This window comes from Rhizobium sp. BE258, assembly GCF_031457345.1.
Lineage (GTDB): Bacteria > Pseudomonadota > Alphaproteobacteria > Rhizobiales > Rhizobiaceae > Rhizobium.
The window spans coordinates 144,857-168,018 of the sequence record NZ_JAVDWL010000012.1; the positions used below are offsets into that span (position 1 = coordinate 144,857).

Genomic DNA, 23,162 nt, shown 5'->3' on the forward strand with positions numbered 1-23,162 from the left:
AACGCTGAGAGAATGACCATGGCAAACCGCTCGTATTACTCCCCTCCCGGTGGCCTTCCGCCGCAGACCGATCTCCTCTCCGGCAAGGCGGTTTTTACCACGGCATATGCGGTCATCCCGCGGGGCGTGATGACGGATATCGTCACCAGCTATCTGCCACACTGGTCAAAGACCCGTGCCTGGATCATCGCGCGGCCGATGACCGGTTTTTCCGAGACCTTCTCTCAATATATCATGGAAGTGGCGCCCGGCGGCGGCAGCACCAAGCCGGAAGGTGAGCCACGGGCCGAGACGGCTATCTTCGTCGTGTCGGGGACATTGGCGATCGGACACGAAGGACGCGTCCATCAGCTTCGCGCCGGATCCTTCGCCTATCTGCCTGCCGGCAGTGCATGGACGCTGCAAAATGACGGCGCGGAGCTTGCGACTTTCCACTGGATCAGAAAGGCATTCCAGCCTGTCGAGGGGCTGGAGGCGCCGCCCGCCATCTTCACCCATGAGGACCAGCACGAACCGGGCGCGATGCCCGGCACGGACGGCAAATGGGCGACGACGCGCTTCATCGATCCCGCCGACATCCGCTACGACATGCATGTGACCATCGTCACCTTCGAACCGGGCGCCGTGATCCCCTTCATGGAAACCCATGTCATGGAGCATGGTCTCTATGTTCTCGAAGGCCGGGCCGTCTACCGCCTCAATCAGGATTGGGTGGAAGTCGAGGCCGGCGATTTCATGTGGCTGCGCGCATTTTGCCCGCAGGCCTGCTATGCAGGCGGCCCCGGCCGCTTCCGCTACCTGCTCTACAAGGACGTCAACCGGCACGCACCGCTGTTCTAGAGGACGTCTTGCGGGCGCGACCCAAATTGTCCGGCCGGCGTGAAACCTTTTGATTTTTGCGCCGTTGTCGGCTCATGACCGAAGCAGAACTGAAACCGAAATCGGTCGACGGTGCCAAACCGGATGGCGCCGCGAAATCGCCTCAGGGCGTGGGGCCGGTTGTCGAGGCTCCACCGCCGCCGGATGCCGTTGAACCCGATCCGGGACTGACGCCGGAAGAAGCCGAGCATGCGCGCAAGCGCTATCTGCTGCGGCGGTTCTGGATCAGCGCCCGCGGCTATTGGGGCCGTCACGGCGACCGATCGTCATGGCCGTGCTCCATCGGCCTCTTGGCGATGATCATCCTCAATGTCGGCCTCCAGTACGGGATCAACCTCTGGAACCGGCATATTTTCGACGCGATCGAGACGCGCGATGCAGGCACCATCTATTATCTGAGCGCGGTATTCCTGCCGCTGGTGCTTGCAAGTGTCGCACTCGTCACGGCGCAGGTCTCCGTTCGCATGATGATGCAGCGGCGTTGGCGCTCTTGGCTGACATCGGCCGTCATCCAGCGCTGGCTGGCGAATGGCCGTTATTACCAACTGAACCTGATCGGCGGCGATCACGCAAATCCGGAAGCCCGCATTTCCGAGGATCTGCGGATCGCGACGGAATCGCCGGTCGATTTCGTTGCCGGCGTGCTCGTGGCATTTCTGTCCGCCTCGACCTTCATCGTGGTGCTGTGGACCATCGGCGGTGCGCTGACGCTTCCGGTTGCAGGCTCGACGGTCACCATACCGGGCTTTCTGGTCATTGCCGCCGTGCTCTATGCAGGCATCACCTCCACGTCGATCGCCATTATCGGACGCAGTTTCGTTGCCGTCTCCGAGGTCAAGAACCAGGCAGAGGCCGAGTTTCGCTATCTGCTGACGCATGTGCGGGAAAACGGGGAAAGCATCGCTTTGCTCGGCGGCGAAGAAGAGGAGCGTAACGACGTCGACCGCACCTTCGGAAAGGTTCTAAAGCAATGGGCACTGCTTGCGGGCCAGCATATGCGTACGACACTGGTATCGCAGGGATCGAGCCTCATCGCACCTGTCGTTCCTATCCTGCTATGCGCTCCGAAGTTTCTCGACGGCAGCATGACGCTTGGCGAGGTGATGCAGGCGGCCTCGGCCTTCACCATCGTGCAGGCGGCATTCGGCTGGCTGGTCGACAACTATCCGCGGCTGGCGGACTGGAATGCCAGTGCCCGGCGTATCGCCTCGCTGATGATGTCGCTGGACGGCCTTGAGCGCGCCGAGAACAACGATTCGATCGGCCGCATCCAGCGCGGGGAGACGGAAGGGGATGCCATTTTGAGCCTGAACGAGCTTTCGGTATCGCTCGATGACGGGACGTCCGTCGTTAAGGAAACCCAGGTCGATATCGAACCCGGCGAGCGCGTTCTGATTGCCGGGGAATCCGGCTCGGGCAAGAGCACGCTCGTCAGGGCGATTGCGGGCCTCTGGCCGTGGGGGCGCGGCAGCGTCAATTTTCGCGCCGGCAGCCGGTTGTTCATGTTGCCGCAGCGGCCCTACATCCCCTCCGGGACGCTGCGCAGGGCAACGGCCTATCCCCGTGCCGCCGATGACTGGACGGTGGAGGAAGTATTGGCGGCACTGGAGGCGGTCGGGCTCGGCTATCTCGGTGAGAAGATCGAGGAAGACGCGCCCTGGGACCAGACGTTGTCGGGTGGCGAGAAGCAGAGGCTGGCCATCGCGCGCCTGCTGCTGCACAATCCCGATATCATCGTGCTGGACGAGGCAACGTCGGCTCTGGACGAGAAAAGCCAGGAGCAGATGATGGAAACCGTGATCCGCGAATTGCCGAAAGTCACCATCGTCAGCGTCGCGCATCGGGTCGAGCTGGAAGCATTTCACAGCCGCAAGATCACCCTGGAACGCCGCGACGGCGGCGCCAAGCTTGTCAGCGATATCGATCTGATCCCGCGGAAGAAGAGGCCGAAATCGCTGCTGCGGCGCAGCGCCTCGGCGCTGCTCAACACGAAGCGACACTCCGGCCACAAGAACGGCGGCCGGAACTAAACTTGCTGGAGCAAGCCATGACGCGCTGCGGCTATCTGCGGGCAGCGCGTCATGCATCGATTATCAGGATGACGCCTTGGCGACGCCGCCGGAAACGAGGCGTCCTTTGTGGAACGTTGCGCTGCGCGGCGACACGCGGGCGACGGCCTCTGCGGAGCAGCTGGCGCTGGCAAGCGTGAAGCCCGCTTCGTCGCCGATCTTCGGCCAGGCGCGATTGCCATCGGCGTCGAGTGGCAGGATGCCGCCGGTCGAAATGGCAAGCGACCGCGACAGGTGATACTCGTCGGAACCACGATAGAGCTGGGCGTAGAGATAGGCCTTTTCCAGCATGTCTCCGCTGCCGAATGGCGACCAGTGATCGATGACGCTGTCGGTGCCGGTCATGACGAAGACGCCGGCCTTACTGAGTTGGGGCAAGGGCATCGTCAATCCGCCGATCGGCACTGTGGAGGCGATGGTCATGCCGTTCGCCGCCAGCCGCGCGGCGGTTTCGTCAAGCGCTTCCGGGGAAAGCGTCGTCAGCGCGAAGGCATGGCTGATGGTCACCTTGTCTTTCAGCACAGGGTTCTTCTCGACAGTGTCGATCATGTAGTCGATCGCGGCGACACCGGCCGGGCTCGTCTCATGCAGGTGGATATCAACGCCCTTGCCGCTGTCGATCGCAATCTGGAACATCGCATCGAGCGACTTTTCCATGGCGCTGTCGACATTCGTCGGGTCGAGACCGCCAACATAGGCGGCGCCCATCTGCATCGCCTCTCGCATGAGGCCATCGACCTTCGAGTGCAGCAGGCCGTGCTGGGGGAAGGCAACGATCTCGCAATCGAAGCTGTCCTTGTGCTTTTCCAGCGCGAGTTTCAGGTGTTCCAGGCTCTTCAGGCCGCTGACCGGATCGATGTTGCAGTGGCTGCGGGCGACCGTGCTACCCTTGGATTGGATCAGCGCAATCAGACCCTCGGCCCGCTGCTCGGATGTCGGCAGCAATTGCGGCAGCAGTTTTTCCTCAAGCGCGATCATGTCCATGATCGTCTTGCCCTGACGGGGCAGAGGCGCCTTCCACGGACCGCCGTAGAAGGTCTTGTCGAGATGGATATGCATGTCGCGCATCTTCGGCAGCGCCAGCTGGCCGCTGGCCTGATAGACAGGGACGCCAGATGGAAGCGTAGTGCCGGCTGCGTGCAGCGCGGCGATCTTGCCGTCCTTGATTTCAAGCGTATTCAGCGACGTGCGGGTTCCGGTGACGATATCGCCGTCGCGTTCGAAACCGTCTTCGAGGCGAACATCCGTCAGCAGGTAGTGGTTATCGGTGATGGCTGTGACATCGGCTTCGCTGGCGCAATCGGCAGCTGCGGCCTCGCGGCTCATGCCGCCTGTCAGGCCCGCAAGCGCTGCGGCTGTCGTCACCTGTCCGGTTCGGCTCAGGAAGGCTCTGCGGCTTTGCGATACGGCATTGTGCATGATCGTCTCCTCATCGTCGTGCATGAAATGGATGAGGCCATTTTAGGAAATGACGCGGCGCGATGGCAGCGACATATGACAATGGTGACTATTCGATTTGCGAATGATCAGTGGTGCTTCAGGCCGCAAAAGGAAATGAGACGCTCGGCGAGATCGAGGGCGAGCGGCGAGGCGGTGTCGCGGTAAAACAGCGCGAGCTCGAAATTCTCGATCGGCGGCAGACCCTCGGCGGTACCCAGCACGCGATGCCCCTGAAGCCGGCAGCTTGCCGGCAGGAGGCTGACGCCAAGGCCAGCGGCAGAGGCTGCGGCAAGCGCCGCGAGCCCGCCGCTGCTATAGCCGACGCGCCACCTGAGGCCGAGGCCTTCAAGCGTCTCGCACAGTTCTTCGCGGTAAAGGCCGTTGACAGGAAAGACGGCGATCGGCACCGGGGATTGTTCGATCGCCGGATACTTTTCGCTGTCGAACCAGAGCAGCGGCTCGGCGCGCGCGGCCCGGGGCAGATGCACGCGCACCTGCTTGACGAGCACAAGATCCAGCTCTTCCAGCAGATAGGCCCGGTGCAGCTCGCGGCTGAGGCCGCTTGAGACATCCAGCCGCAGATGCGGATGCTCGCGCTTGAATTCGGCGAGAAGGTCGATGGTCGGTACGGTCAGATCCTCCGGCATGCCGAGCCGCAAGACGCCATCTCTCCATGGCCCCGTCAGCGCGTCATGCGCCTCTTCGTTGAGCGCGATGATGCGGCGCGCATAGCTCAGCAGCTTGATGCCTTCTTCGGTCAGCCGCACCTCATGCGACGTCCGCTCGAGCAGCGCTTTTCCCAGCAGCTCCTCCAGCCGCCGGATCTGCTGGCTGATGGTCGATTGCGACAGCGAGACGCGATCGGCGGCGCGGGTGAAACTGCTGGTCTCGCAAACCGCGACAAAGCTGATCAGCAATTGCGGGCTGAACATCGGATAGCGTGTCATTTTCTCGCTGTCTCAACCATCGCCGACTCCTATCTGCCGGCAATTATTTACGGGAATGCCGGGCTCGGGTCAGTGCAGGCGGGATCCGGCAGGCCGCCGGTTGACCGCAAGCCTGAGAACGCTGATCAAACGCGCGGCCGATCTCATGACTTCGAATGCGATATCAGGGTCGCCGCCGGCGATATCGTCGGCCAGGCGCCGCAGCGTCTGCGACACATCGGTGATGAGTGCACCCATCTGGGCGCGGTCTTCGTCCCGGAGGCCGGCAAGCAGGCTGAGGAGCGTATCGGCAAAGTTCAGCAACGCCGTGGTCGCCTGCGCCGGGGTGAGTGTCGAATGAGATATCTGCGTCATGGGCTCGCTTTCACGGGTTAGGTGTCGCGAGCTAGAGCGATTTCAAGGTTGTAACGTGACGAAGGCGCCCCCTGCTTCAAAGTGCCCGGCTAAGGCGGTCGTGGCGCAGTGGAGGCCGGTTGTTCTCACCGGCGTCGTCGGGCTTTTGACCCCTGGTTCTCAGGAGTTCGGTGGCGGCATCAAACCCGACAGCGCGGGAATAGACGAAACCCTGGCCGAGAATGCATCCCATGGCGAGAAGATGCGATGCCTGCTCTTCGGTCTCGATACCCTCGGCAACGACCTTGATGCCAAGTCTGTGAGCGATGCCGATCAGTCCTTCGACGATGGCGGCACCCGGTTCTTCGCTGATCAGGCGATCGACGAAGGACTTGTCGATCTTGATGATATCGACGGGGACGGTCAGCAGGTGGGTGAGCGAGGCATAACCGGTGCCGAAGTCGTCGAGCGCGACGCGCAAGCCCTGTTCCCGAAGCGCCCGGATCTCGTCGCCGACCGTGTGGTCGCGGGGGCCGAGATAGACGGATTCCGTCACCTCCAGGATCACATGGTCCAGCGGCACGCCTTTGCCGATGAGATGTTCGTCCAGTTTCGCTCGGAGATTGCCGGTATGAAAATCGGCAGCCGAAAGGTTGATCCCGACATGCTGAAGGGGGAGGCCGAGATCAAGCCACCGGCGCATGTCCGATGTCACCATGTCGAGCATCCGTTCGGTCAGTTGCAAGGCGATCTCGCCGTCCAGCATCGCCTCATGGAAATGGGCCGCCGCGACCGTCTCGCCGGCCGGCGTGCGCATACGGCACAGCGCTTCGAAGCCGACGACCTCGCCTGTGTCCAGCCGGACGATTGGCTGGTAATGCGCTTCGATACGCCGCTCCGCCAGCGCGATACCAACATCGCGAATGGCCCGGAAACGCCGCGTCAGCGCGGTGCCCATGCCGGGATAATAGGCGGTGAACTGGCCGCGGTGCCGGGACTTGCCGTGATAAAGCGCGACATCGGCATTCTGGCGGGGATCACCATCTCCGGCAACGGCGCCGCCCGCCGTCATCGATGGGAAGACCACATGCTTGTCGCACTGGGCGGGCCGCTTGACGGCGCGAAGGATGGCATCGCCACAGGCTGCCAGCTCCTCCATGCCGCCGCCATCGAGGATCACGGCGAACTCATCGCCACCCAGCCTGAAAGTCCGCTCCGGCGGAACGACCGATGCGATGCGCCTGGCGACCGTCCGGATCAGCGCATCGCCTGCACCATGCCCGAAGGTGTCGTTGACCAGTTTGAGATTGTCGATATCGGCAAGCAGCAGACCGAAGGTGCGGTTGGCGGTCTGGAGTTCTTCCAGCACTTCGTTGAACCGTGCGCGGTTGGCTTCGCCGGTCAGCGCGTCCGTGTAGGTCAGACGTTCGCGCTCGCGGACCCTTTCATCGCGCTCGATGGCGATGGCGCAGAGATGCGTGCAGGTTTCGATGATTTCCTTGTCTCCATCGTCAGGACGCCGGCACTCCTGAAAATAAAGAGCGAAGGTTGCGATGACCCGGCCTGCGCTGATCACTGGGGTGGACCAGCATGCCAGAAGACCGAGCGGCAGAGCCAGATCGCGATAGGCCGCCCATCGGCCATCGGTTGCGATATCTGTGACGATAACAGGGACACCGTAGAAGGCGGCCGTGCCGCACGACCCGGCAGCCGGTCCGACCTCCAGATTGTCGAGAGCCTGGCTATAGGAATGGGGCAGGGACGGGGCTGCGAGCGGATGGAGTCTGCCGTTTTCAACCCGAAGAACAGAGCATTTGACCTCCGGAAGCCTGATCTCAACCAGCAGGCAAAGCGCCTCCAGCGTTGCCGCAAGCGGCTCGCCCTTGGCAATGCGTTCCAGAACCTTGTTTTGCAATTCGAGCATGTCATCGCCACGGGGTTAGCAAAACCTAAAGTAGGCGGATGAACGATCAAATCTCGTTTCAGGAATAGCTAAAATTGACGCGATTGCTGGATTTTTGGCAGCGCGTGGACGATCGCACAGGTTCTATCGGCCATGGACCGCAGCCCGAGGCTTTCGCCGGCCAATCATTCGCTCACACGCACGATCAGTTTCCCGAAATTCTTGCCTTGCAGCAGGCCGATGAAAGCCTGGGGCGCATTGTCCAGACCATCGACGATATCCTCACGGAATTTCAGGCGGCCGTCCGCCAGCCATCCGGATGCCTCTTCAAGAAAATCCGGCCGCTGCGCGGCGAACTCGCGCTGAATAAAGCCGCGCACGGTCAGGCTCTTGCGCAAAACGGCGCGCATGAAGCCGGGAAGGCGGTCGAATCCCTCCGCCGCCTCATTGTTGTAATGCGCAATCAGCCCGCAGACGGGCACGCGTGCGAAGTCGTTCAGAAGCGGGAAGACCGCTTCCCAGACATGGCCGCCGACATTCTCGAAATAGACGTCGATTCCATCCGGGCAGGCCAAGAGGAGCTGAGCGGTAAAGTCCTTCGCGCGGTGATCGATGGCAACGTCGAAGCCGAGCGCGCCGCTGACATAGGCACATTTCTCGGCCCCACCGGCAATGCCGACGACCCGGGCTCCGCGTATCCTGGCGATCTGGCCAACCACCGCACCGACAGCGCCGCTGGCGGCAGCGACGACGACGGTCTCGCCTTGCTGTGGCTTGCCGATGTTGCGCAGGCCGGCATAGGCGGTGAAGCCGGGCATGCCGAGAACGCCGAGCGCGGTTGTCAGCGGCGCCTGCTGCGGATCGAGCTTGCGCAGCCCCTCACCGTTTGACGTCGCATAGGTCTGCCAGCCCGAATGCGACAGGACGAGATCGCCGGGCGCGAAATCGCTGTTTCGGCTGCGGATGACGCGGGCAACGGTACCGCCCTCCATGACCTGCCCGATGCCGACGGGCGCGGCATAGGATTTGGCGTCATCCATGCGTCCGCGCATATAGGGATCGAGCGACAGGAAGAGGATCTGCAGCAGCACTTCACCTTCCGCCGCGGCGGGGACCGGCTGCCGCTCGATCTGGAAATTCTCCGGTACGGGCGATCCTTTCGGCCGTGACGCCAGGGTGATCCTTACGTTTTCCAGTGCTTCGGGCATGACAATCCTTTCCATGATGAAGACGGTGTTTCGCGCAGGCCGACGCTAACGCCGTCATGCGCGAGCGGCACGGTCGATTTTTCCCTTCTTTCAACTCCAAAGAGAAAGCGGTTCCTTACGATGGCAATTATCTACTGATTTTATAGACGATATAGAAATAAATGAGGCGTCGTGATGACATATCTTCTCAGCCTGCTCGACAAGGCCCCGATCGAAGAGGGCGCCAATGCCGCCGAAGCGCTCGTGGCGGCCGTCAAGCTTGCGACCGCCGCTGAAGAGCTCGGCTATCACCGTTTCTGGGTGGCAGAGCACCACAGCATGAGCAATCTGGCAAGCTCGGCGCCTGAGGTCCTGATCGCCCATCTTCTGGCAAGGACGCGCTCGATCCGCATCGGCTCCGGTGGAGTGATGCTGCAGCACTATAGCGCCTACAAGGTTGCCGAGACCTTCAACGTTCTCTCGTCTCTTGCGCCGGGGCGTGTCGATCTCGGCGTCGGAAAAGCGCCGGGCGGCTTTCCATATTCGACGCGCGCGCTGCAGGTCGCGATCGATCCGGCGCTGAAGCCGAGCTTTGCCGACCAGCTCTCGGACCTGAACGCTTACCTCGCTTTTGAGACGCGTGAAGACCGCGCCGCTGCAACGCCGATCCCGCCGGTCAAGCCCGAACGCTTTCTGCTGGGCGCCAGTGTCGAAAGCGCGCTTCTCGCGGCCGAGAAAGGCTGGCGGCTGGTTTTCGCCGGGCATCTGAACGGCGATCCCGACAATCTCAAGCGTACCTTTGATGCTTACGCCCAGGCAACCGGAGGGGATGTTCCGATCCTCGCGCTCGCCGCCTTTGCCGCCGAGAATGCCGAACGGGCCCGCCAGCGGGTCGGCGATCTGCGGATCGTCAAGCTGTTCCTGCCGAACGGTCAGACCGTGAATGTCGGCAATGAGGAGCAGGCCGCAGAATATGCCAGACAGGCAGGCGTCGCCGAATTCAGGACCGAGGAGAAGATCCCAAGTGTCCTGCATGGAACGGCACGCCAGGTGCGCGACGCGCTCGACGGCCTCCACTCCCAATATGGCGTCCAGGAATTCGTGCTCGACACGCCGGCTCTGACGCCGAGCGAACGTCTGGCGTCGATCGAGCTCCTCGCCAAAGAACGCCTTTCACTCGCTGCCTAACTGCGCTCCGGAGACACATCATGGCTCAGAAACACGTCACTTTCGGTATCATGTTGCAAGGCCCGGGCGGCCACATGAACGCTTGGAAGCATCCGAGCGGCCCGGCCGATGCATCGACCAATCTTCAGTTCTTCATCGATACGGCGCGCAAGGCCGAAAACGTGGGCATCGCCTTCGCCTTCGTTGCCGACGGCCTCTATATCAACGAGCAGTCAATCCCGCATTTTCTGAACCGTTTCGAACCTCTGACGATCCTGTCGGCGCTGGCCGCCTCGACGTCGAAGATCGGTCTCGTCGGTACGGTCTCGACCTCCTATAGCGACCCCTTCACCATCGCCCGCCAGTTCGCGTCGCTCGATCTCATCAGCGGCGGCCGCGCCGGCTGGAATGCCGTGACCTCGCCGCTCGAAGGATCCGGGCGCAACTACGGGCGCGAGCATCCCGAGCATGAGCTAAGATACGAGATCGCCGAGGAATATATCGACGCGACCAAGGGGCTATGGGATTCCTGGGATGACGATGCCTTCATCCGCGACCGCGACAGCGGGCAATATGCCGACTTCGAAAAGATGCACCGGCTCGATCACAAGGGGCGGTTCTTCCGCATCGAAGGGCCGCTCAACATCCGCCGCTCGAAGCAGGGGCAGCCGGTCGTCTTCCAGGCGGGCGCCTCGGATTCCGGCATAAAGCTTGCCGGAAAGCACGCCGACGCTGTCTTCACCAATGGCGGCCCGATCGAGGAGCCAAAGACCTTCTACAAGCAGCTCAAGCAGAGCGCCATCGCTCAGGGCCGCAGCGCCAGGGAAATCGGTATCTATCCCGGCATCGGCCCGATCGTTGGGGCGACGGCGGAGGAGGCGGAAGCCAAGTATCAGGCAATCCGGGGTCTTGTTACCATCGAGGAGGCCCTGCGCTATCTCGGCCGGTTCTTCGATCACCACGATTTCAGCGTGTATCCGCTGGATGAACAATTCCCGGAACTCGGCGATATCGGCCGCAACAATTTCCGCGCCACGACCGACCGGATCAAGAAGACGGCGCGTGAGAACGGCCTGACACTGCGCGAGGTGGCGCTCGATGCGGCAACGCCGCGCACGGCCTTCATCGGAACCGCCGATCATATCGCCGACGAGATCATCCGCTGGATCGACGAGGAGGCTGCCGACGGCTTCATTCTCGGCTTCCCCGTGATCGCTGAAGGCTTTGACGACTTCGCGCATCACGTCCTGCCCATCCTGCAGCGCCGCGGCTATTTCGATCCGAAGCTGAAGGGCGAAACGCTTCGCGATCATCTGGGACTGCCCTTCCGCACCAGCCGCTATGCCGAAAGCGACGGCGATGCAGACCAGCGAAAGGCCGCCAGCGCCTGAGCGCTGGGGAAACCTCTGATGAACGCAAGAGCTCAAACACCTCTAAAGCATGATCGTGTGGAACTGGGCATTGCCTCATTCCTTAACGAATTCATCGAGCTGCGCCGTGATCTTCACCAATATCCGGAGCTGGCCTTTCGGGAACATCGGACCAGCAAGCTCATCGCCTCGCGTCTTGCCTCATGGGGCTATGACGTCGAACACGGCATTGCCGGAACCGGCATCGTTGCGACGTTGAGGAAGGGAAGCGGTGGCAAAAAGCTTGCCATTCGCGCCGATATGGATGCGCTGCCGATCGAGGAGGCGACGGGCCTTGCCTATTCGAGCAGCAATCCCGGTGTCATGCATGCCTGCGGACATGATGGGCACACAACCATCCTGCTGGCCGCCGCGCGCTATCTCGCCGAGAGTGGCCGCTTCGATGGCACGCTCCGGCTGATCTTCCAGCCGGCCGAGGAGATTGGCGCTGGGGCGCGCAAGATGATCGCCGAAGGTCTGTTCGATCGCTTTCCTGTCGATGCGATCTTCGGGCTCCACAATTGGCCTGGCGTTCCCGCGGGGCATTTCGGCTTCGTCGCGAATGCGGCCATGGCATCGGTCGACCAGGCGGTGATCAGGATCGTCGGCAAGGGTGGCCATGGTGCCGAGCCGCATCGCGGCGTCGATCCGGTGCTCGCATCCGCGTCCCTCATCACGGCACTGCAGAGCGTCGTCTCGCGCAATGTCGATCCGCAGGACATGGCGGTGGTCACCGTCGGGTCGATCCATGGCGGATCGGCCTCTAACGTCATCCCCGAAAGCGTCGAGCTGAAGCTTACCATGCGCGCCTATAGCGAGAGCGTTCGCGAAAGGCTGGAGACCCGCATTCCGGCATTGGCTCGCGCACAGGCGGAGAGCTTCGGCGCGACGGCTGAAGTTGATTACCGGCGCGGTTTCCCGGCGCTCATCAACCATCCCGATGAAACGGCATTCGCGAAAAGCGTGGCACTGAAGGCATTCGACCGCAGCCTGACCGAGGACGATTTCCGTCCGCGAACGGCCAGCGAAGACTTCGCCTTCATGCTGAAGGAAAAGCCGGGAAGCTATCTCTTCATCGGCAACGGCGAGAGCGCGCCGCTGCACAGCGCCCACTATGATTTCAATGACGCCATCATAGCGCCTGCTGCCCGTTACTGGGTGCAGCTCGCCGAAACCTTCCTCTCCGAAGACAACGGGTAACGACGACATGAGCGACACGTTTCTCTACACAACGCCATTGGATCCGCAGGCCAAACCGCTGATCGACGAGCTCATTCATGAATATGACAGCCGCTACGGCAGCTACTTTGATGAGAAGGGTGCGGCGGCCGAGCTCAACCGCTATCCGCCGGAAGCCTTCGCGCCGCCGGACGGGAACTTCGTGCTCTTGATCCGCGATGGCGTGACGATCGGCGGCGGCGCCTTCAAGCGCTACGACGAGCGGACCGCTGAGTTCAAGCGCATCTGGACCCGCTCCGACCTGCGCCGCCAGGGGCTGGCGCGAAAGGTTCTCGTCGAGCTTGAGCTGCAGGCGGCTCGCCAGGGCTACTGGCGCGTCTATCTGACGACCGGGTTCAGACAGCCGGAAGCCGTCGGTCTCTATCTGAGCAACGGCTACACGGCGCTGTTCGACATCAATGTCGATCCCGAATTCTACAAGACGCTGCCTTTCGAAAAGGCGATCGCTTCAGGCGTCATGGCGCCGGCGGCGGATATCGACGCAACGCCGCTTCGTGCGGTCGCCAATCTTTGATTTGAGAAGGAGCAGGGCATGGCGCTGACCAGCGAATTTGCGGGTATCGCAAAGCACGAGCACAGAGCGGCGGAAACCTCCGACTATGCGCGCTACAGGATCGTTCCGGCGCGCCACCCAGCGCGTTTTGCGGGCACGGTCTTTGCCGCCGTCGTCATCGCGGCCATCATCTATTCGACATCCACGAACCCGCGCTGGGGCTGGAATGTCTTTGCCGAATGGTTCTTCGCAGAACCCGTGCTGGCCGGCCTCGGCCGCACCCTGCTTCTGACGGCGCTCGCCACCATCTCCGGCTCCATCCTCGGAACGGCGCTCGCGCTGGCGCGTGTTTCCCGGTCGCCGCTGCTGTCCGGTCTCTCCTGGGGCTATATCTGGCTGCTGCGCTCGATCCCCGTCATCGTCCTGCTGCTGGTTCTCAATAACCTCGGCTATCTCTATGAAACCATTACGATCGGCATTCCCTTTACCGACACGGTCTTTGCGAGTTATCCGACGACGCAGCTTCTGACGCCGTTTGCCGCAGCCTTTCTCGGGTTGACGCTGAACCAGTCGGCTTTCTTCGCTGAAATCGTGCGTGGCGGCATTCTCTCGGTGGACCAGGGGCAGCTCGAGGCCGCAGCCTCGCTCGGCCTCTCGCATCGCCGCCAGGCCTTCCGCATCATCTTGCCCCAGGCCATGCGCTCGATCCTGCCGACAGGCTTCAACGAGGTGATCGGTCTCGCGAAGGCCACCTCGATGGTCTACGTGCTCGCTCTGCCGGAACTCTTCTACACGGTGCAGGTCATCTACCGGCGCAATCTGGAAGTCATTCCGCTGCTGATGGTCGCGACCGCATGGTATCTGGTCATCATGACCGTGCTGTCGATCGCTCAGCACTACATCGAACGGCATTATTCGAAGGGCGCCCTGCGCAATCCGAAGCCCTTACCCTTCCAGGCCTTCTTCTCGCGCTTCACCCACCAGCCGGCGGCCGCTGAGTTTGCATCTGACACGACGGTTGCCCATGCGGGGTTTGCCGATGCCGCGGTTCTGCGCGCCGGCGGGGCAATCAGCATCCAGAAAATTTCGAAAAGCTTCGGCTCGCTGAAGGTGCTTGATGGTATCGACCTCAATCTGCCAGCTGGCAGCGTGACAGCGATTCTCGGACCCTCCGGTTCCGGCAAATCGACGTTGCTGCGCTCGATTAATCATCTGGAGCGCGTCGATGCGGGCTTCATTGCCGTCGACGGTGAACTCGTCGGCTACGAGCAGAAGGGCAATCTGCTTTATGAGCTGAAGGAAAAGGAGATCCTGAGGCGGCGCGCCGATATCGGCATGGTGTTCCAGAGCTTCAATCTCTTCCCGCATCTGACCGTGCTTGAGAATCTGATCGAGGCGCCGATCCAGGTGCGCGGTGCCAAGCGCGAGGAAGCCGTTCAGCTTGCTCAGGAGCTGCTCGCCCGGGTCGGGCTTGCCGACAAGATCAATGCCTATCCCCGCCAGCTCTCGGGCGGTCAGCAACAGCGCGTGGCGATTGCCCGGGCGCTGGCACTCCGGCCCAAGGTTCTGCTGTTCGACGAGCCGACATCGGCGCTCGATCCGGAACTGGTCGGCGAAGTGCTCGATGTCATCAAGGAGCTTGCCCGGACGGGGACGACGCTTGTGGTGGTGACGCACGAGGTCGGCTTTGCCCGCGAGATTGCCGATACCGTCGTCTTCATGGACGGCGGCCGAATCCTCGAATCCGGCCCACCGTCGAAGATCTTCACCCGGGCCGAACATTCCCGCACCAGAGAGTTTCTCGCCAAGGTGCTCTGAGCTTTCCGCAGGAAACGAAACTCCGGCCGCGACGGGCGTCCGGATCGCATGCCAACACCCACAATCTAAAGAAGAAATGGAGTAGGGACATGACATTCAGAAATAGTGCAATCCGCCTGCTAGCCGGCGCCGTTGCAGCGGCGACCCTGGGGATCGGCTCTGCACAGGCTGCCGAGAAGTTCAACTTGAGCCCGGATACCTCGAACCGCATCCGCGCCGAAAAGGACGAAGCCGCGATCAAGGCGATCTCCCCGTCCTTCAAGTTCGTCCAGAAGGGCAAGTTCACCGTCGCCATCAACCCGTGGGATCCGCCGGTCGCGACCTACGCAACGGATGCGAAGACCGTCGTCGGTACCGATCCCGAGATTGCCCAGCTTCTCGCCGATTCCTTCGGCCTCGAGCTCGATCTCGTCCCTGTCGCCTGGGAGGACTGGCCGCTCGGCGTCTCCTCCGGCAAATATGATGCCGTCATCTCCAATGTCACGGTGACGGAGGAACGCAAGGAGAAGTTCGACTTCTCCACCTACCGCAATGACGTGCTCGGCTTCTACGTGAAGGCCGACAGCAAGATCAGCGCGATAAAGGAGCCGAAGGATGTCGCCGGCCTGAAGGTCATCACCGGTGCTGGTACCAACCAGGAGAAGATCATCCTCGAATGGGATCGTGAAAACGTCGCTGCTGGCCTGAAGCCGATCGAGGTTCAGTATTACGACGACCGCGCCGCTGCCGACCTCGCGATCCAGTCCGGCCGCGCCGATGTGGAGTTCAACCCGAACGCCACGCTTGCCTACAGCGCCTCCATCAAGGGCTCGACCAAGCTGGTCGGCACCGTCAGCGGTGGCTGGCCAGTTGCGGCCGAGATCGCCGTGACGACGAAGAAGGGTGCCGGTCTGGCCGATGCGGTGACACTCGCTCTCAACGACCTGATCAAGGACGGTAAGTACGGCGAGGTGCTGAAGCGCTGGAACCTGACATCCGAGGCGACGGCGGAATCGAAGACCAACCCGCCAGGCCTGCCGAAGAGCGGTTCCTAAGGCTGGTTGAGCGGACCGGCGCGAGGGATGCGAGCCGGTCCGCACGTTTGATTTCAGGAGATTTGAAATGATGTCTATTGCTTCCTGGCGCCCGGCGCTGCTCTTGAGCGCAATGATGCTGTCCGGCTTCGCCACTGCGCATGCCGGTGACGAATTCGATCTGAGCCCCGAGCAGCCGGCGCGCGTTCATGCGGCGAAGAACGAGGCCGCGATCGCCTCGATCCCGAAGAACTTTTCCTTCGTGACACCGGGCAAATTTACCGTCGCGATCAGCCCCGGCGGACCGCCACTCGCGACTTATGCCACCGATGCGAAGACGGTTGTCGGCGCCGATCCGGAATATGCCGGTGCCATTGCCGAAAGCCTCGGGCTGGAGCTGGAGATCGTTCCGGTTGCCTGGATCGACTGGCCGCTCGGCCTGGTCTCCGGAAAATATGATGCGGTGATTTCCAACGTCGGGGTTACCGAGCAGCGCAAGGAGAAGTTCGATTTCTCCACCTACCGCAAGGGGCTGCATGGCTTCTTCGTCAAGGGCGACAGCGCCATCACCTCCATAAAGGAGCCGAAGGACGCTGCGGGTCTCCGGATCATCGTTGGTGCCGGCACCAACCAGGAGCGGATCCTGCTCAAATGGAGCGACGAGGACACCGCTGCCGGTCTGAAGCCGATCGAACTTCTCTATTTCGATGATGAGGCGGCAAGTCTGCTGGCGCTGCAATCCGGCCGGGCAGACGTCATCGTTCAGCCACATGCGCAGCTCGTCTTCATCGCGGCGCGCGACAAGAACATCAAGCGGGTGGGAACGCTGAGCGCCGGCTGGCCTGATCGCTCCGATGTCGCGATCACCACGCGCAAGGGCAGCGGCATCGCCGATACGCTTACGATCGCGACGAACGGTCTGATCAAGGATGGCACCTATGCCAAGATCCTCGATCACTGGCATCTGTCGGAGGAAGCATTGCCCGCATCCGAGACGAACCCGCCCGGCTTGCCGAAATTCTGAGTTCCAGAGATGACCAGCAATTCCATCGCGATAAAACATGTCGGTTTCCTGACACCCGGAAACTACCCCGAAGACGATCCCAATCGCGGGCTCGAAGAGACCCTTCAGCTTCTCAAGCATGGCGAAGAGCTCGGTTTCAACAGCGCCTGGGTCAGGCAGAGACACCTGGAGCCGGGCATCTCCTCGGCGACCGCCTTTCTCGCTGCGGCCACCCAGCGCACCAGCCGGATAGAGCTCGGCACGGCCGTCATCCCGATCGGCTACGAAAGTCCCTACCGGCTGGCCGAAGATCTCTCGACCGTCGATGTCCTCTCCAGGGGGCGGCTCAATGTCGGCCTGAGCGCCGGACGGCCGCTTCATGCCGATCTGATCGGGCCTCTTGCCTTCGACGGTGACTGGGAAAGCCACGATTTCTCGCATGCCCGCGTATTGAGGTTCGCTGACAATCTGAAGGGCAGCTATCTCGGGGACGAAGAGACGCGGATCAAGACGCCGTTCGGTCCGCAGCGTCCGCGGCTCAACCCCCATGCGAAGGGACTGATCGACCGCATCTGGTATGGTGGAGGGTCGCTGCGCTCGGCTGCCTGGGCGGCGCAGAACGGCTTCAACCTTCTGATCGGCAATGTGACGACGGGCGAGGAGACCGATGCGTTCTTCGTCGCTCAGGGACGGCAGCTTGAGCGTTACAAGACGTCCGGCGGCGCCGGCCGACGGGTGGCGCTCGGAAGGGTCATCGTTCCCTTCGACAGCGCCAGCGCGGCGACGCGAAAGCGCTACGCCGCCTATGCCGCGGGCCGTCACGAGCGGACGCTCTCGCCGCAAGGGGAACGGCGGACCCTCTTTGCCCGCGATCTCGTCGGGACCGCGGACCAAATTCTGGAGGCGCTGCACGCCGATCCGATCCTGCCGCATGTTCAGGAATTCCGTCTCGAACTTCCCTATGAATTCATCGACGAGGATTACCGGCAGATCCTACACGACTTCGTGACGCTGATCGGTCCCGAACTCGGTTGGCGCGCCCCTGCGCTTCAGCCATTATCGCCGCGCGCCGGTGACGTGAGATCTTTGAAATCAGGATATTAGCAATGACCAAGTCCCTCGAATATTTCTTCTCCATCGGTTCTCCCTGGTCCTATATCGGCCTCGATGCCTTCACCGATATCGCCAGGCGGCATGAGGTCGAGATCGAGCCCTTCCTGACCACTGTCATCGAAGAAAACGGCGGCATCTTCTCGCGCAACCGGCCGGAAATCCGCCGCGCCTACTGGATGAGAGACCTGAAACGCTGGGCAAAGGTACGCGGCAAGACGATCTGGCTGGACAAGCGCCCGGAACTCGGCGATCCCACGCCTGCCTCCTTTCTGGTGATTGCTGCCTATCTCGACGGCAAGGACTGGGTCGGCGTCACCCGCGCCCTGCAGGCGGCCTATTGGGCCGACGCACGCGATATCGGCAAGCCTGAGGTCCGCGCCGAAGTGGTCACCAGAGCAGGCTTTGACGGCGAGGCACTGTTGAAGCGCCAAGGCGATGACGACGTTCAGAAGAAATGGAGCCGCGACCGGGAGCGCGCCCGAAACAGCGGCGTCTTCGGCTTCCCGACATTCATCTATGACGGCGAGACCTATTGGGGTCAGGACAATTTGCCGTTCCTGGAAAGGCATTTCGAGGGCGACAGACCCTGACGGCGGGCGTTCTGAGCGCATTTGCGTTGCCATCCGATAGAAGGGGAAGCGGTGCGAAACGCCTCTTGAACCGGCCTCGTGCCGTCGCCAAATTCCTCTAGCCGCAACCCGTTCGGCCGCCCGCAATCATGGTCAGGTTCATTGACTGAGAAACAGCTTCACCTCGGCGCCTTCATGCGCCCCGTCAGCCTCCACACCGGCGCCTGGCGCTATCCCGGCTCCTATCCGGACGCCAATTTCAACTTCGGGCATATCGTCTCCTTCGCCCAGAAGCTCGAGGCCGCGAAGTTCGATGCGTTTTTCATGGCCGACCACCTCGCGGTCTTGAACATGCCGGATGAGGCGTTGAAACGCAGTCACACGGTGACGTCCTTCGAGCCTTTCACCTTGCTCTCGGCGCTTGCGGCGCTGACGAGCCGCATCGGCCTTGTCGCCTCCGCCTCGACGACATTCGACGAGCCCTATCACGTGGCGCGGCGCTTCGCCTCGCTCGATCATATCAGCGGTGGCCGCGCCGGCTGGAACATTGTCACGACGGCCAATCCCGATGCTGCCCTCAATTTTGGTCTTGAGGAGCACGTAGCCCACGGTGAGCGCTATGAACGCGCCCGTGAGTTCTACGATGTCGTTACCGGCTTGTGGGACAGTTTCGAGGACGATGCCTTCATTCGCGACGTCAAAAGCGGCGAATATTTCGATCTCGCCAAAATGCATGTCCTCAATCACAAAGGCCCCGAACTTTCGGTGCGAGGCCCGCTCAACATCGCCCGGCCGCCGCAGGGCTGGCCTGTGATCGTCCAGGCCGGACAATCCGAGCCCGGCCGCCAGCTTGCCGCTGAGACCGCCGAAGTGGTTTTCTGCGCGCCGCGCGATCTTGCCACCGGACAGGCGCTCTATGCCGATATCAAAGGGCGGATGGCCACGCTTGGGCGCGACCCGGGGCACCTGAAGATCCTGCCGGCGGCATTTGTGGTGATCGCGGACACGATCGAAGAGGCGAAGGCCAAGCGCGCGGACCTCGACAGCCTGGTTCACTACGACAGCGCGATCGCCTCGCTTTCTATCGCACTTGGTCATGACGCGTCGAAATTCGATCCCGACCAGCCGCTTCCTGATGTGCCTGAAACCAATGCCAGCAAGAGCGGCCGCGAGCAGGTGATCAGGCTCGCCCGCCAGGAGCAGCTGACCGTTCGCCAGCTGGCGCAGCGCTATGGCGGCTATTCGGGCCTCGCCTTTGTCGGAACGCCGGCGACAATCGCAGACGAGATGGCGGAATGGTTGCAAAGCCGCGGATCCGACGGTTTTAACGTCGTCTTCCCCTATCTGCCGCAGGGGCTCGATGACGTTGTCGATCGCCTTGTTCCCGAGCTGCAGCGCCGCGGGCTATTCCGCTCGGAATATGAAGGCGCTACGCTGCGCGATCATCTCGGGCTGCCGCGGCCGAAAAGCCGTTACCTTTGACCCTGGGCGGTCTGCGCCCAATTCTACCGGAACCCGATCTGCACCGGATGCGTTTGCTCTTGGCATTTGAGGGATTTGAATGATCTACGACGCGGTACTGGTGGGGTCCGGTTTTTCGGCCATAGCAACGCTCTGCAACCTCATCGAACTTCTTCCCGTAACGGCGACGGTTGCCGTTATCGGCGATGATCCGGGTTTTGGCCGCGGAACGGCCTATCGCTCGGAACTCTATCTTCACCGGTTGAACGTGCCTGCGGGCCGCATGAGCCTGTTTCCCGACAGGCCGGACGGGTTCGTCGAATGGCTTGCGGAGCGAAAGCGGCCTCTCCGGGAAGGCGACTTTGCCTCCCGTCAGGACTATGGCCTCTATGTTCGCGACAGTCTTGCAGCCCTGCTGCGCAGCAAGCGCTCGCGATGCAAGGTCGATTTCATCAGGGCCAAGGCGACGGGTTGCGTCGAGCGCTACAATGCCACGCTCGGCTTTCTGCTCGACAATGGCGGCGAGATCGCCGGGCGCAACGTCGTGCTGTGTCTTGGTGTCGGCAATGCGCCGCTGCCGGTGAAGATTTCCGGCTTGTCCGGCGAGGCGAAGGACAGGGTGATCGAGAATCCGTGGCGGCTGTCCTGGCTGAGGCGGGTCGGCCTTAATGACCGTGTGTGCATACTCGGCTCCGGGCTGACGATGATCGACCAGGTTCTGGCCCTCCACGCCCGCGGTTTTCGCGGCAAGATCGACGTTCTATCAAGGCGCGGCCTCGTTCCGCACGGCCACGCGAAAACGCCGGAGCCGCCGGCCGATTTCGATCCCGCGACCCTGCCTGCAACGATGAGCGCGCTTCTCCATCGTCTGCGCAGGGAAGCCCGGGTTGCTGGTGATTGGCGCTCGGTCATGGACCGGTTGCGCCCACACACCCAGGCCCTGTGGGCACGCTTGCCGGCCTCCGAGCGCAGTCGTTTCCTCCGTCACGCGCTGCCATGGTGGAACATTCACCGTCATCGCGTGGCGCCCGATGTCCACACCCGGTTCCAACAGTTGCTGACGAGCGGCCAGGTCGCTGTCCATGCCGGTTTTCTGTCGGGTGTCGCCGGGCGCGAAGGCGGGCTCGCCATCAGCTATCGACCGAAGGGGGCGCGGGACATCGAGAGCCTCGACACCGGTTGGCTGATCAATTGTACGGGCGTCGAGAGGGCAGGGATCTCGCATTCTCCCCTTCTTGCGGAGATGAGGCGTCAGGGCCTCATCAAGGCCGATCCGCGGGGGCTCGGCATCGCCGTCGACCACGGTTCGAAGGTGATCGGGGACGTCGCCGTCAATGCGCAAGTCTATGCTGTCGGCGCGCTGACGGCCGGGCAGTTCTGGGAAATCACCGCCGTTCCCGATATTCGCGTCCAGGCACGCGCAGTTGCGTCCGAAGTCGTCGCGGCAGTCGCATCTCCTGCTGCGGTCGCCCACTCAGCGCCCGCGTGATGCCTTCGGATTGGCAACCGGCAGGTAGGACAATGGAAGCTCGGTGGTGAATTTCAGTTCCTGCATGGCAAAGCGCGAGCTGACATCGCCGATCTCGACCTTGGCCACCAGCCGCTTGTAGAAGGCGTCATAGCCCGCCACATCGGGCACGACGACGCGCATCAGATAATCGACATCGCCGCTCATGCGGTAGAATTCGACCACTTCCGGGAAACTCGCCACGACCTCGGAAAACCGGCGCAGCCACTCGGGAGAATGGCTCCTGACGCGAATGGAGACAAAGACCGTCACCGCAGCGTTGATCTTCGCCGCATCGAGAAGCGCCACCCGGCGGCGGATGATCTTTTCTTCCTCGAGCTTCTGCACCCGGCGCCAGCAGGGCGTGGTCGATATGCCGACGGCCTTTGCAAGCTCGGGGCCGGGAATGTCCGCATTGTTCTGCAGTTGCGCCAAAATCTTGCGGTCGACTCTATCCATATTGTCCTCTGGCTTGCCGGTTCGCCGTTCGCAGTTTGACTGCCTCTACCGCCTCAGCAGCGGCAGAAGCTTGTCTCCCTGCCGCCTGATCTCTCCGAGATAAGGCGTGTCCGACAGCACGAAATGCGTGATGCCGAGCGCCTCGTATTTGCGCAGCGAGGCTGCGACGTCTTCGGCTGAGCCGACGAGCCAGGTCGTGCCCGCGCCGCCGCCGCCAAATTTGCCCGGCGCGGTGTAGAGATTGTCGTCGAGCACATCGCCACGTTCATGGAGCTCCAGCAGGCGGCGCTGGCCGACGGCGACGGTGCGGCGATGGTCCTGCCAGTTGCCGCCCTGGCCGGCCGCCATTTCGGCAACCTTCTTTTCGGCGTCGGCCCAGGCTTCCTCCCGCGTATCCCTGACGAGGGTCGTGATCCTCAGGCCGAATTCCAGCGGTGCGAGATCGCGGTCGAGGTCGCGGCTCAGCGCCTTCAGCCTTTCGATGCGCTCCTTCACGCCGTCGAGCGGCTCTCCCCAGAAAAGCTGGACGTCGGCCTCGGTGGCCGCCACTTTCTCGGCGGCCTCGGAGGCGCCGCCGAAATAGAGCTTGGGATGGCGGCGCCCGGCGCGCTCTGCAATGCGCGGCTGAACGGTGGAGCCTTCGACGCTGAAATGCTCGCCTGCAGCGGTGACGTTCTCTTCGGTCCACAGGCGGCGGACGAGGCGCATGAATTCCTTCGTGCGGGCATAGCGGTGCGCCTGATCGCCCTCGCTGTCGCCGTAGGCCGCAAGATTGTCCTGGCCGGAGACGATGTTGACGCGGACGCGCCCGCTGCTCAGGTGGTCGAGCGTGGCCGCAGCCGAGGCGAAATTCGCCGGGCGCCAATAGCCGGGGCGAATGGCGATCAGCGGCTCGAAGGTTGCCGTGCGTGCCGTCAGCGCGGCTGCGACGGTGAACGTGTCGGGCCGCCCCCAGCCAGTACCGATCAGCGCACCCTTCCAACCATGATCTTCAAGCGCGCGGGCGTGTTCCGTCAGCGTCTCCAAACTGTTGTGATTGACGGTCGCGCTGTCGCCGCGGTGGCCGGCTGTGACATCGTTGGGGATGTACCAGAGGAATTCGGAACTATCGGTCATGCGTCTGCCTGCTTGTCGATCTAAGTGATTGTATCGG

General features: G+C 62.4%; 20 protein-coding genes. 13 read left to right on the forward strand and 7 right to left on the reverse strand.

Annotation, left to right across the window (positions count from 1 at the left end; translation table 11 throughout):
• Positions 1-18 precede the first annotated feature (18 nt).
• Positions 19-840, forward strand: a complete 822-nt coding sequence (locus J2X43_RS30590; protein ID WP_112389954.1) for a bifunctional allantoicase/(S)-ureidoglycine aminohydrolase — start codon at positions 19-21, stop codon at positions 838-840.
• Between the two features lie 74 nt (positions 841-914).
• Entirely contained in the window at positions 915-2,909 is a 1,995-nt protein-coding gene (locus J2X43_RS30595; protein WP_112389953.1) for an ABC transporter ATP-binding protein/permease, read from the forward strand.
• 63 nt (positions 2,910-2,972) lie between these two features.
• Here the strand turns inward: J2X43_RS30595 and J2X43_RS30600 are convergent, their stop codons facing one another.
• From J2X43_RS30600 to J2X43_RS30620, 5 genes are all read right to left on the reverse strand, one after another.
• On the reverse strand, positions 2,973-4,367 hold the full coding sequence (locus J2X43_RS30600) for an amidohydrolase family protein (RefSeq protein ID WP_112389952.1): 1,395 nt from the start codon (positions 4,365-4,367) through the stop codon (positions 2,973-2,975).
• Between the two features lie 107 nt (positions 4,368-4,474).
• Positions 4,475-5,335, reverse strand: a complete 861-nt coding sequence (locus J2X43_RS30605) for a LysR family transcriptional regulator (protein ID WP_112389951.1) — start codon at positions 5,333-5,335, stop codon at positions 4,475-4,477.
• Positions 5,336-5,404: 69 nt separating this feature from the next.
• Positions 5,405-5,689: a hypothetical protein gene (locus J2X43_RS30610; RefSeq protein WP_112389950.1), complete on the reverse strand. Its 285-nt coding sequence runs from the start codon at positions 5,687-5,689 to the stop codon at positions 5,405-5,407.
• 76 nt (positions 5,690-5,765) lie between these two features.
• Positions 5,766-7,592 (reverse strand): GGDEF domain-containing protein, encoded by a 1,827-nt coding sequence (locus J2X43_RS30615; RefSeq protein ID WP_112389949.1) that lies wholly within the window; start codon positions 7,590-7,592, stop codon positions 5,766-5,768.
• A 164-nt stretch (positions 7,593-7,756) separates the two neighbouring features.
• Positions 7,757-8,779 carry an NADP-dependent oxidoreductase gene (locus J2X43_RS30620; RefSeq protein ID WP_112389948.1) on the reverse strand — a complete coding sequence of 341 codons (1,023 nt, stop codon included), beginning with the start codon at positions 8,777-8,779 and terminating at the stop codon, positions 7,757-7,759.
• Between the two features lie 174 nt (positions 8,780-8,953).
• On the opposite strand from J2X43_RS30620, the gene J2X43_RS30625 reads away from it, so the two are divergent.
• The 11 genes from J2X43_RS30625 (at position 8,954) to J2X43_RS30675 (ending at position 21,532) form a co-directional block, all read left to right on the forward strand.
• Positions 8,954-9,946: an MsnO8 family LLM class oxidoreductase gene (locus J2X43_RS30625; protein WP_112389947.1), complete on the forward strand. Its 993-nt coding sequence runs from the start codon at positions 8,954-8,956 to the stop codon at positions 9,944-9,946.
• A gap of 20 nt (positions 9,947-9,966) precedes the next feature.
• Positions 9,967-11,316, forward strand: a complete 1,350-nt coding sequence (locus J2X43_RS30630; protein WP_112389946.1) for an LLM class flavin-dependent oxidoreductase — start codon at positions 9,967-9,969, stop codon at positions 11,314-11,316.
• 18 nt (positions 11,317-11,334) lie between these two features.
• Positions 11,335-12,534, forward strand: a complete 1,200-nt coding sequence (locus J2X43_RS30635; RefSeq protein ID WP_112389945.1) for a M20 aminoacylase family protein — start codon at positions 11,335-11,337, stop codon at positions 12,532-12,534.
• 7 nt (positions 12,535-12,541) lie between these two features.
• Complete coding sequence (locus J2X43_RS30640) at positions 12,542-13,087, forward strand: GNAT family N-acetyltransferase (protein WP_112389944.1); 546 nt, start codon at positions 12,542-12,544, stop codon at positions 13,085-13,087.
• An 18-nt stretch (positions 13,088-13,105) separates the two neighbouring features.
• Complete coding sequence (locus J2X43_RS30645; RefSeq protein ID WP_112446069.1) at positions 13,106-14,884, forward strand: amino acid ABC transporter permease/ATP-binding protein; 1,779 nt, start codon at positions 13,106-13,108, stop codon at positions 14,882-14,884.
• Positions 14,885-14,973: 89 nt separating this feature from the next.
• Positions 14,974-15,918 (forward strand): ABC transporter substrate-binding protein, encoded by a 945-nt coding sequence (locus J2X43_RS30650; protein ID WP_112389942.1) that lies wholly within the window; start codon positions 14,974-14,976, stop codon positions 15,916-15,918.
• 70 nt (positions 15,919-15,988) lie between these two features.
• Positions 15,989-16,921 carry an ABC transporter substrate-binding protein gene (locus J2X43_RS30655; RefSeq protein WP_405049669.1) on the forward strand — a complete coding sequence of 311 codons (933 nt, stop codon included), beginning with the start codon at positions 15,989-15,991 and terminating at the stop codon, positions 16,919-16,921.
• Positions 16,922-16,930: 9 nt separating this feature from the next.
• Complete coding sequence (locus J2X43_RS30660; protein WP_112389940.1) at positions 16,931-18,004, forward strand: LLM class flavin-dependent oxidoreductase; 1,074 nt, start codon at positions 16,931-16,933, stop codon at positions 18,002-18,004.
• Positions 18,005-18,006: 2 nt separating this feature from the next.
• On the forward strand, positions 18,007-18,603 hold the full coding sequence (locus tag J2X43_RS30665; RefSeq protein WP_112389939.1) for a 2-hydroxychromene-2-carboxylate isomerase: 597 nt from the start codon (positions 18,007-18,009) through the stop codon (positions 18,601-18,603).
• Between the two features lie 141 nt (positions 18,604-18,744).
• Positions 18,745-20,064, forward strand: coding sequence for an LLM class flavin-dependent oxidoreductase (locus J2X43_RS30670; protein ID WP_310301371.1), 1,320 nt, complete (start codon positions 18,745-18,747; stop codon positions 20,062-20,064).
• Between the two features lie 79 nt (positions 20,065-20,143).
• Positions 20,144-21,532, forward strand: a complete 1,389-nt coding sequence (locus J2X43_RS30675) for an FAD/NAD(P)-binding protein (RefSeq protein ID WP_112389937.1) — start codon at positions 20,144-20,146, stop codon at positions 21,530-21,532.
• On the opposite strand, the gene J2X43_RS30680 is transcribed toward J2X43_RS30675, so the two are convergent.
• Together J2X43_RS30680 and J2X43_RS30685 are read right to left on the reverse strand one after the other, a co-directional pair.
• The gene (locus J2X43_RS30680; RefSeq protein WP_112389936.1) at positions 21,518-22,009 is read right to left on the reverse strand and encodes an Lrp/AsnC family transcriptional regulator; all 492 of its coding nucleotides are present in this window, start codon (positions 22,007-22,009) and stop codon (positions 21,518-21,520) included. The two genes, J2X43_RS30675 and J2X43_RS30680, sit on opposite strands and share 15 nt — an antisense overlap.
• Before the next feature lie 45 nt (positions 22,010-22,054).
• The gene (locus tag J2X43_RS30685; RefSeq protein WP_112389935.1) at positions 22,055-23,125 is read right to left on the reverse strand and encodes an LLM class flavin-dependent oxidoreductase; all 1,071 of its coding nucleotides are present in this window, start codon (positions 23,123-23,125) and stop codon (positions 22,055-22,057) included.
• Positions 23,126-23,162: the final 37 nt, after the last annotated feature.

Bases quoted from the DNA above. Each gene is read 5' to 3' on its own strand.
- J2X43_RS30590 (WP_112389954.1), top strand. From the start codon at position 19: ATGGCAAACCGCTCGTATTACTCCCCTCCCGGTGGCCTTCCGCCGCAG.
- J2X43_RS30595 (WP_112389953.1), top strand. From the start codon at position 915: ATGACCGAAGCAGAACTGAAACCGAAATCGGTCGACGGTGCCAAACCG.
- J2X43_RS30600 (WP_112389952.1), bottom strand. From the start codon at position 4,367: ATGCACAATGCCGTATCGCAAAGCCGCAGAGCCTTCCTGAGCCGAACC.
- J2X43_RS30605 (WP_112389951.1), bottom strand. From the start codon at position 5,335: ATGACACGCTATCCGATGTTCAGCCCGCAATTGCTGATCAGCTTTGTC.
- J2X43_RS30610 (WP_112389950.1), bottom strand. From the start codon at position 5,689: ATGACGCAGATATCTCATTCGACACTCACCCCGGCGCAGGCGACCACG.
- J2X43_RS30615 (WP_112389949.1), bottom strand. From the start codon at position 7,592: ATGCTCGAATTGCAAAACAAGGTTCTGGAACGCATTGCCAAGGGCGAG.
- J2X43_RS30620 (WP_112389948.1), bottom strand. From the start codon at position 8,779: ATGCCCGAAGCACTGGAAAACGTAAGGATCACCCTGGCGTCACGGCCG.
- J2X43_RS30625 (WP_112389947.1), top strand. From the start codon at position 8,954: ATGACATATCTTCTCAGCCTGCTCGACAAGGCCCCGATCGAAGAGGGC.
- J2X43_RS30630 (WP_112389946.1), top strand. From the start codon at position 9,967: ATGGCTCAGAAACACGTCACTTTCGGTATCATGTTGCAAGGCCCGGGC.
- J2X43_RS30635 (WP_112389945.1), top strand. From the start codon at position 11,335: ATGAACGCAAGAGCTCAAACACCTCTAAAGCATGATCGTGTGGAACTG.
- J2X43_RS30640 (WP_112389944.1), top strand. From the start codon at position 12,542: ATGAGCGACACGTTTCTCTACACAACGCCATTGGATCCGCAGGCCAAA.
- J2X43_RS30645 (WP_112446069.1), top strand. From the start codon at position 13,106: ATGGCGCTGACCAGCGAATTTGCGGGTATCGCAAAGCACGAGCACAGA.
- J2X43_RS30650 (WP_112389942.1), top strand. From the start codon at position 14,974: ATGACATTCAGAAATAGTGCAATCCGCCTGCTAGCCGGCGCCGTTGCA.
- J2X43_RS30655 (WP_405049669.1), top strand. From the start codon at position 15,989: ATGTCTATTGCTTCCTGGCGCCCGGCGCTGCTCTTGAGCGCAATGATG.
- J2X43_RS30660 (WP_112389940.1), top strand. From the start codon at position 16,931: ATGACCAGCAATTCCATCGCGATAAAACATGTCGGTTTCCTGACACCC.
- J2X43_RS30665 (WP_112389939.1), top strand. From the start codon at position 18,007: ATGACCAAGTCCCTCGAATATTTCTTCTCCATCGGTTCTCCCTGGTCC.
- J2X43_RS30675 (WP_112389937.1), top strand. From the start codon at position 20,144: ATGATCTACGACGCGGTACTGGTGGGGTCCGGTTTTTCGGCCATAGCA.
- J2X43_RS30680 (WP_112389936.1), bottom strand. From the start codon at position 22,009: ATGGATAGAGTCGACCGCAAGATTTTGGCGCAACTGCAGAACAATGCG.
- J2X43_RS30685 (WP_112389935.1), bottom strand. From the start codon at position 23,125: ATGACCGATAGTTCCGAATTCCTCTGGTACATCCCCAACGATGTCACA.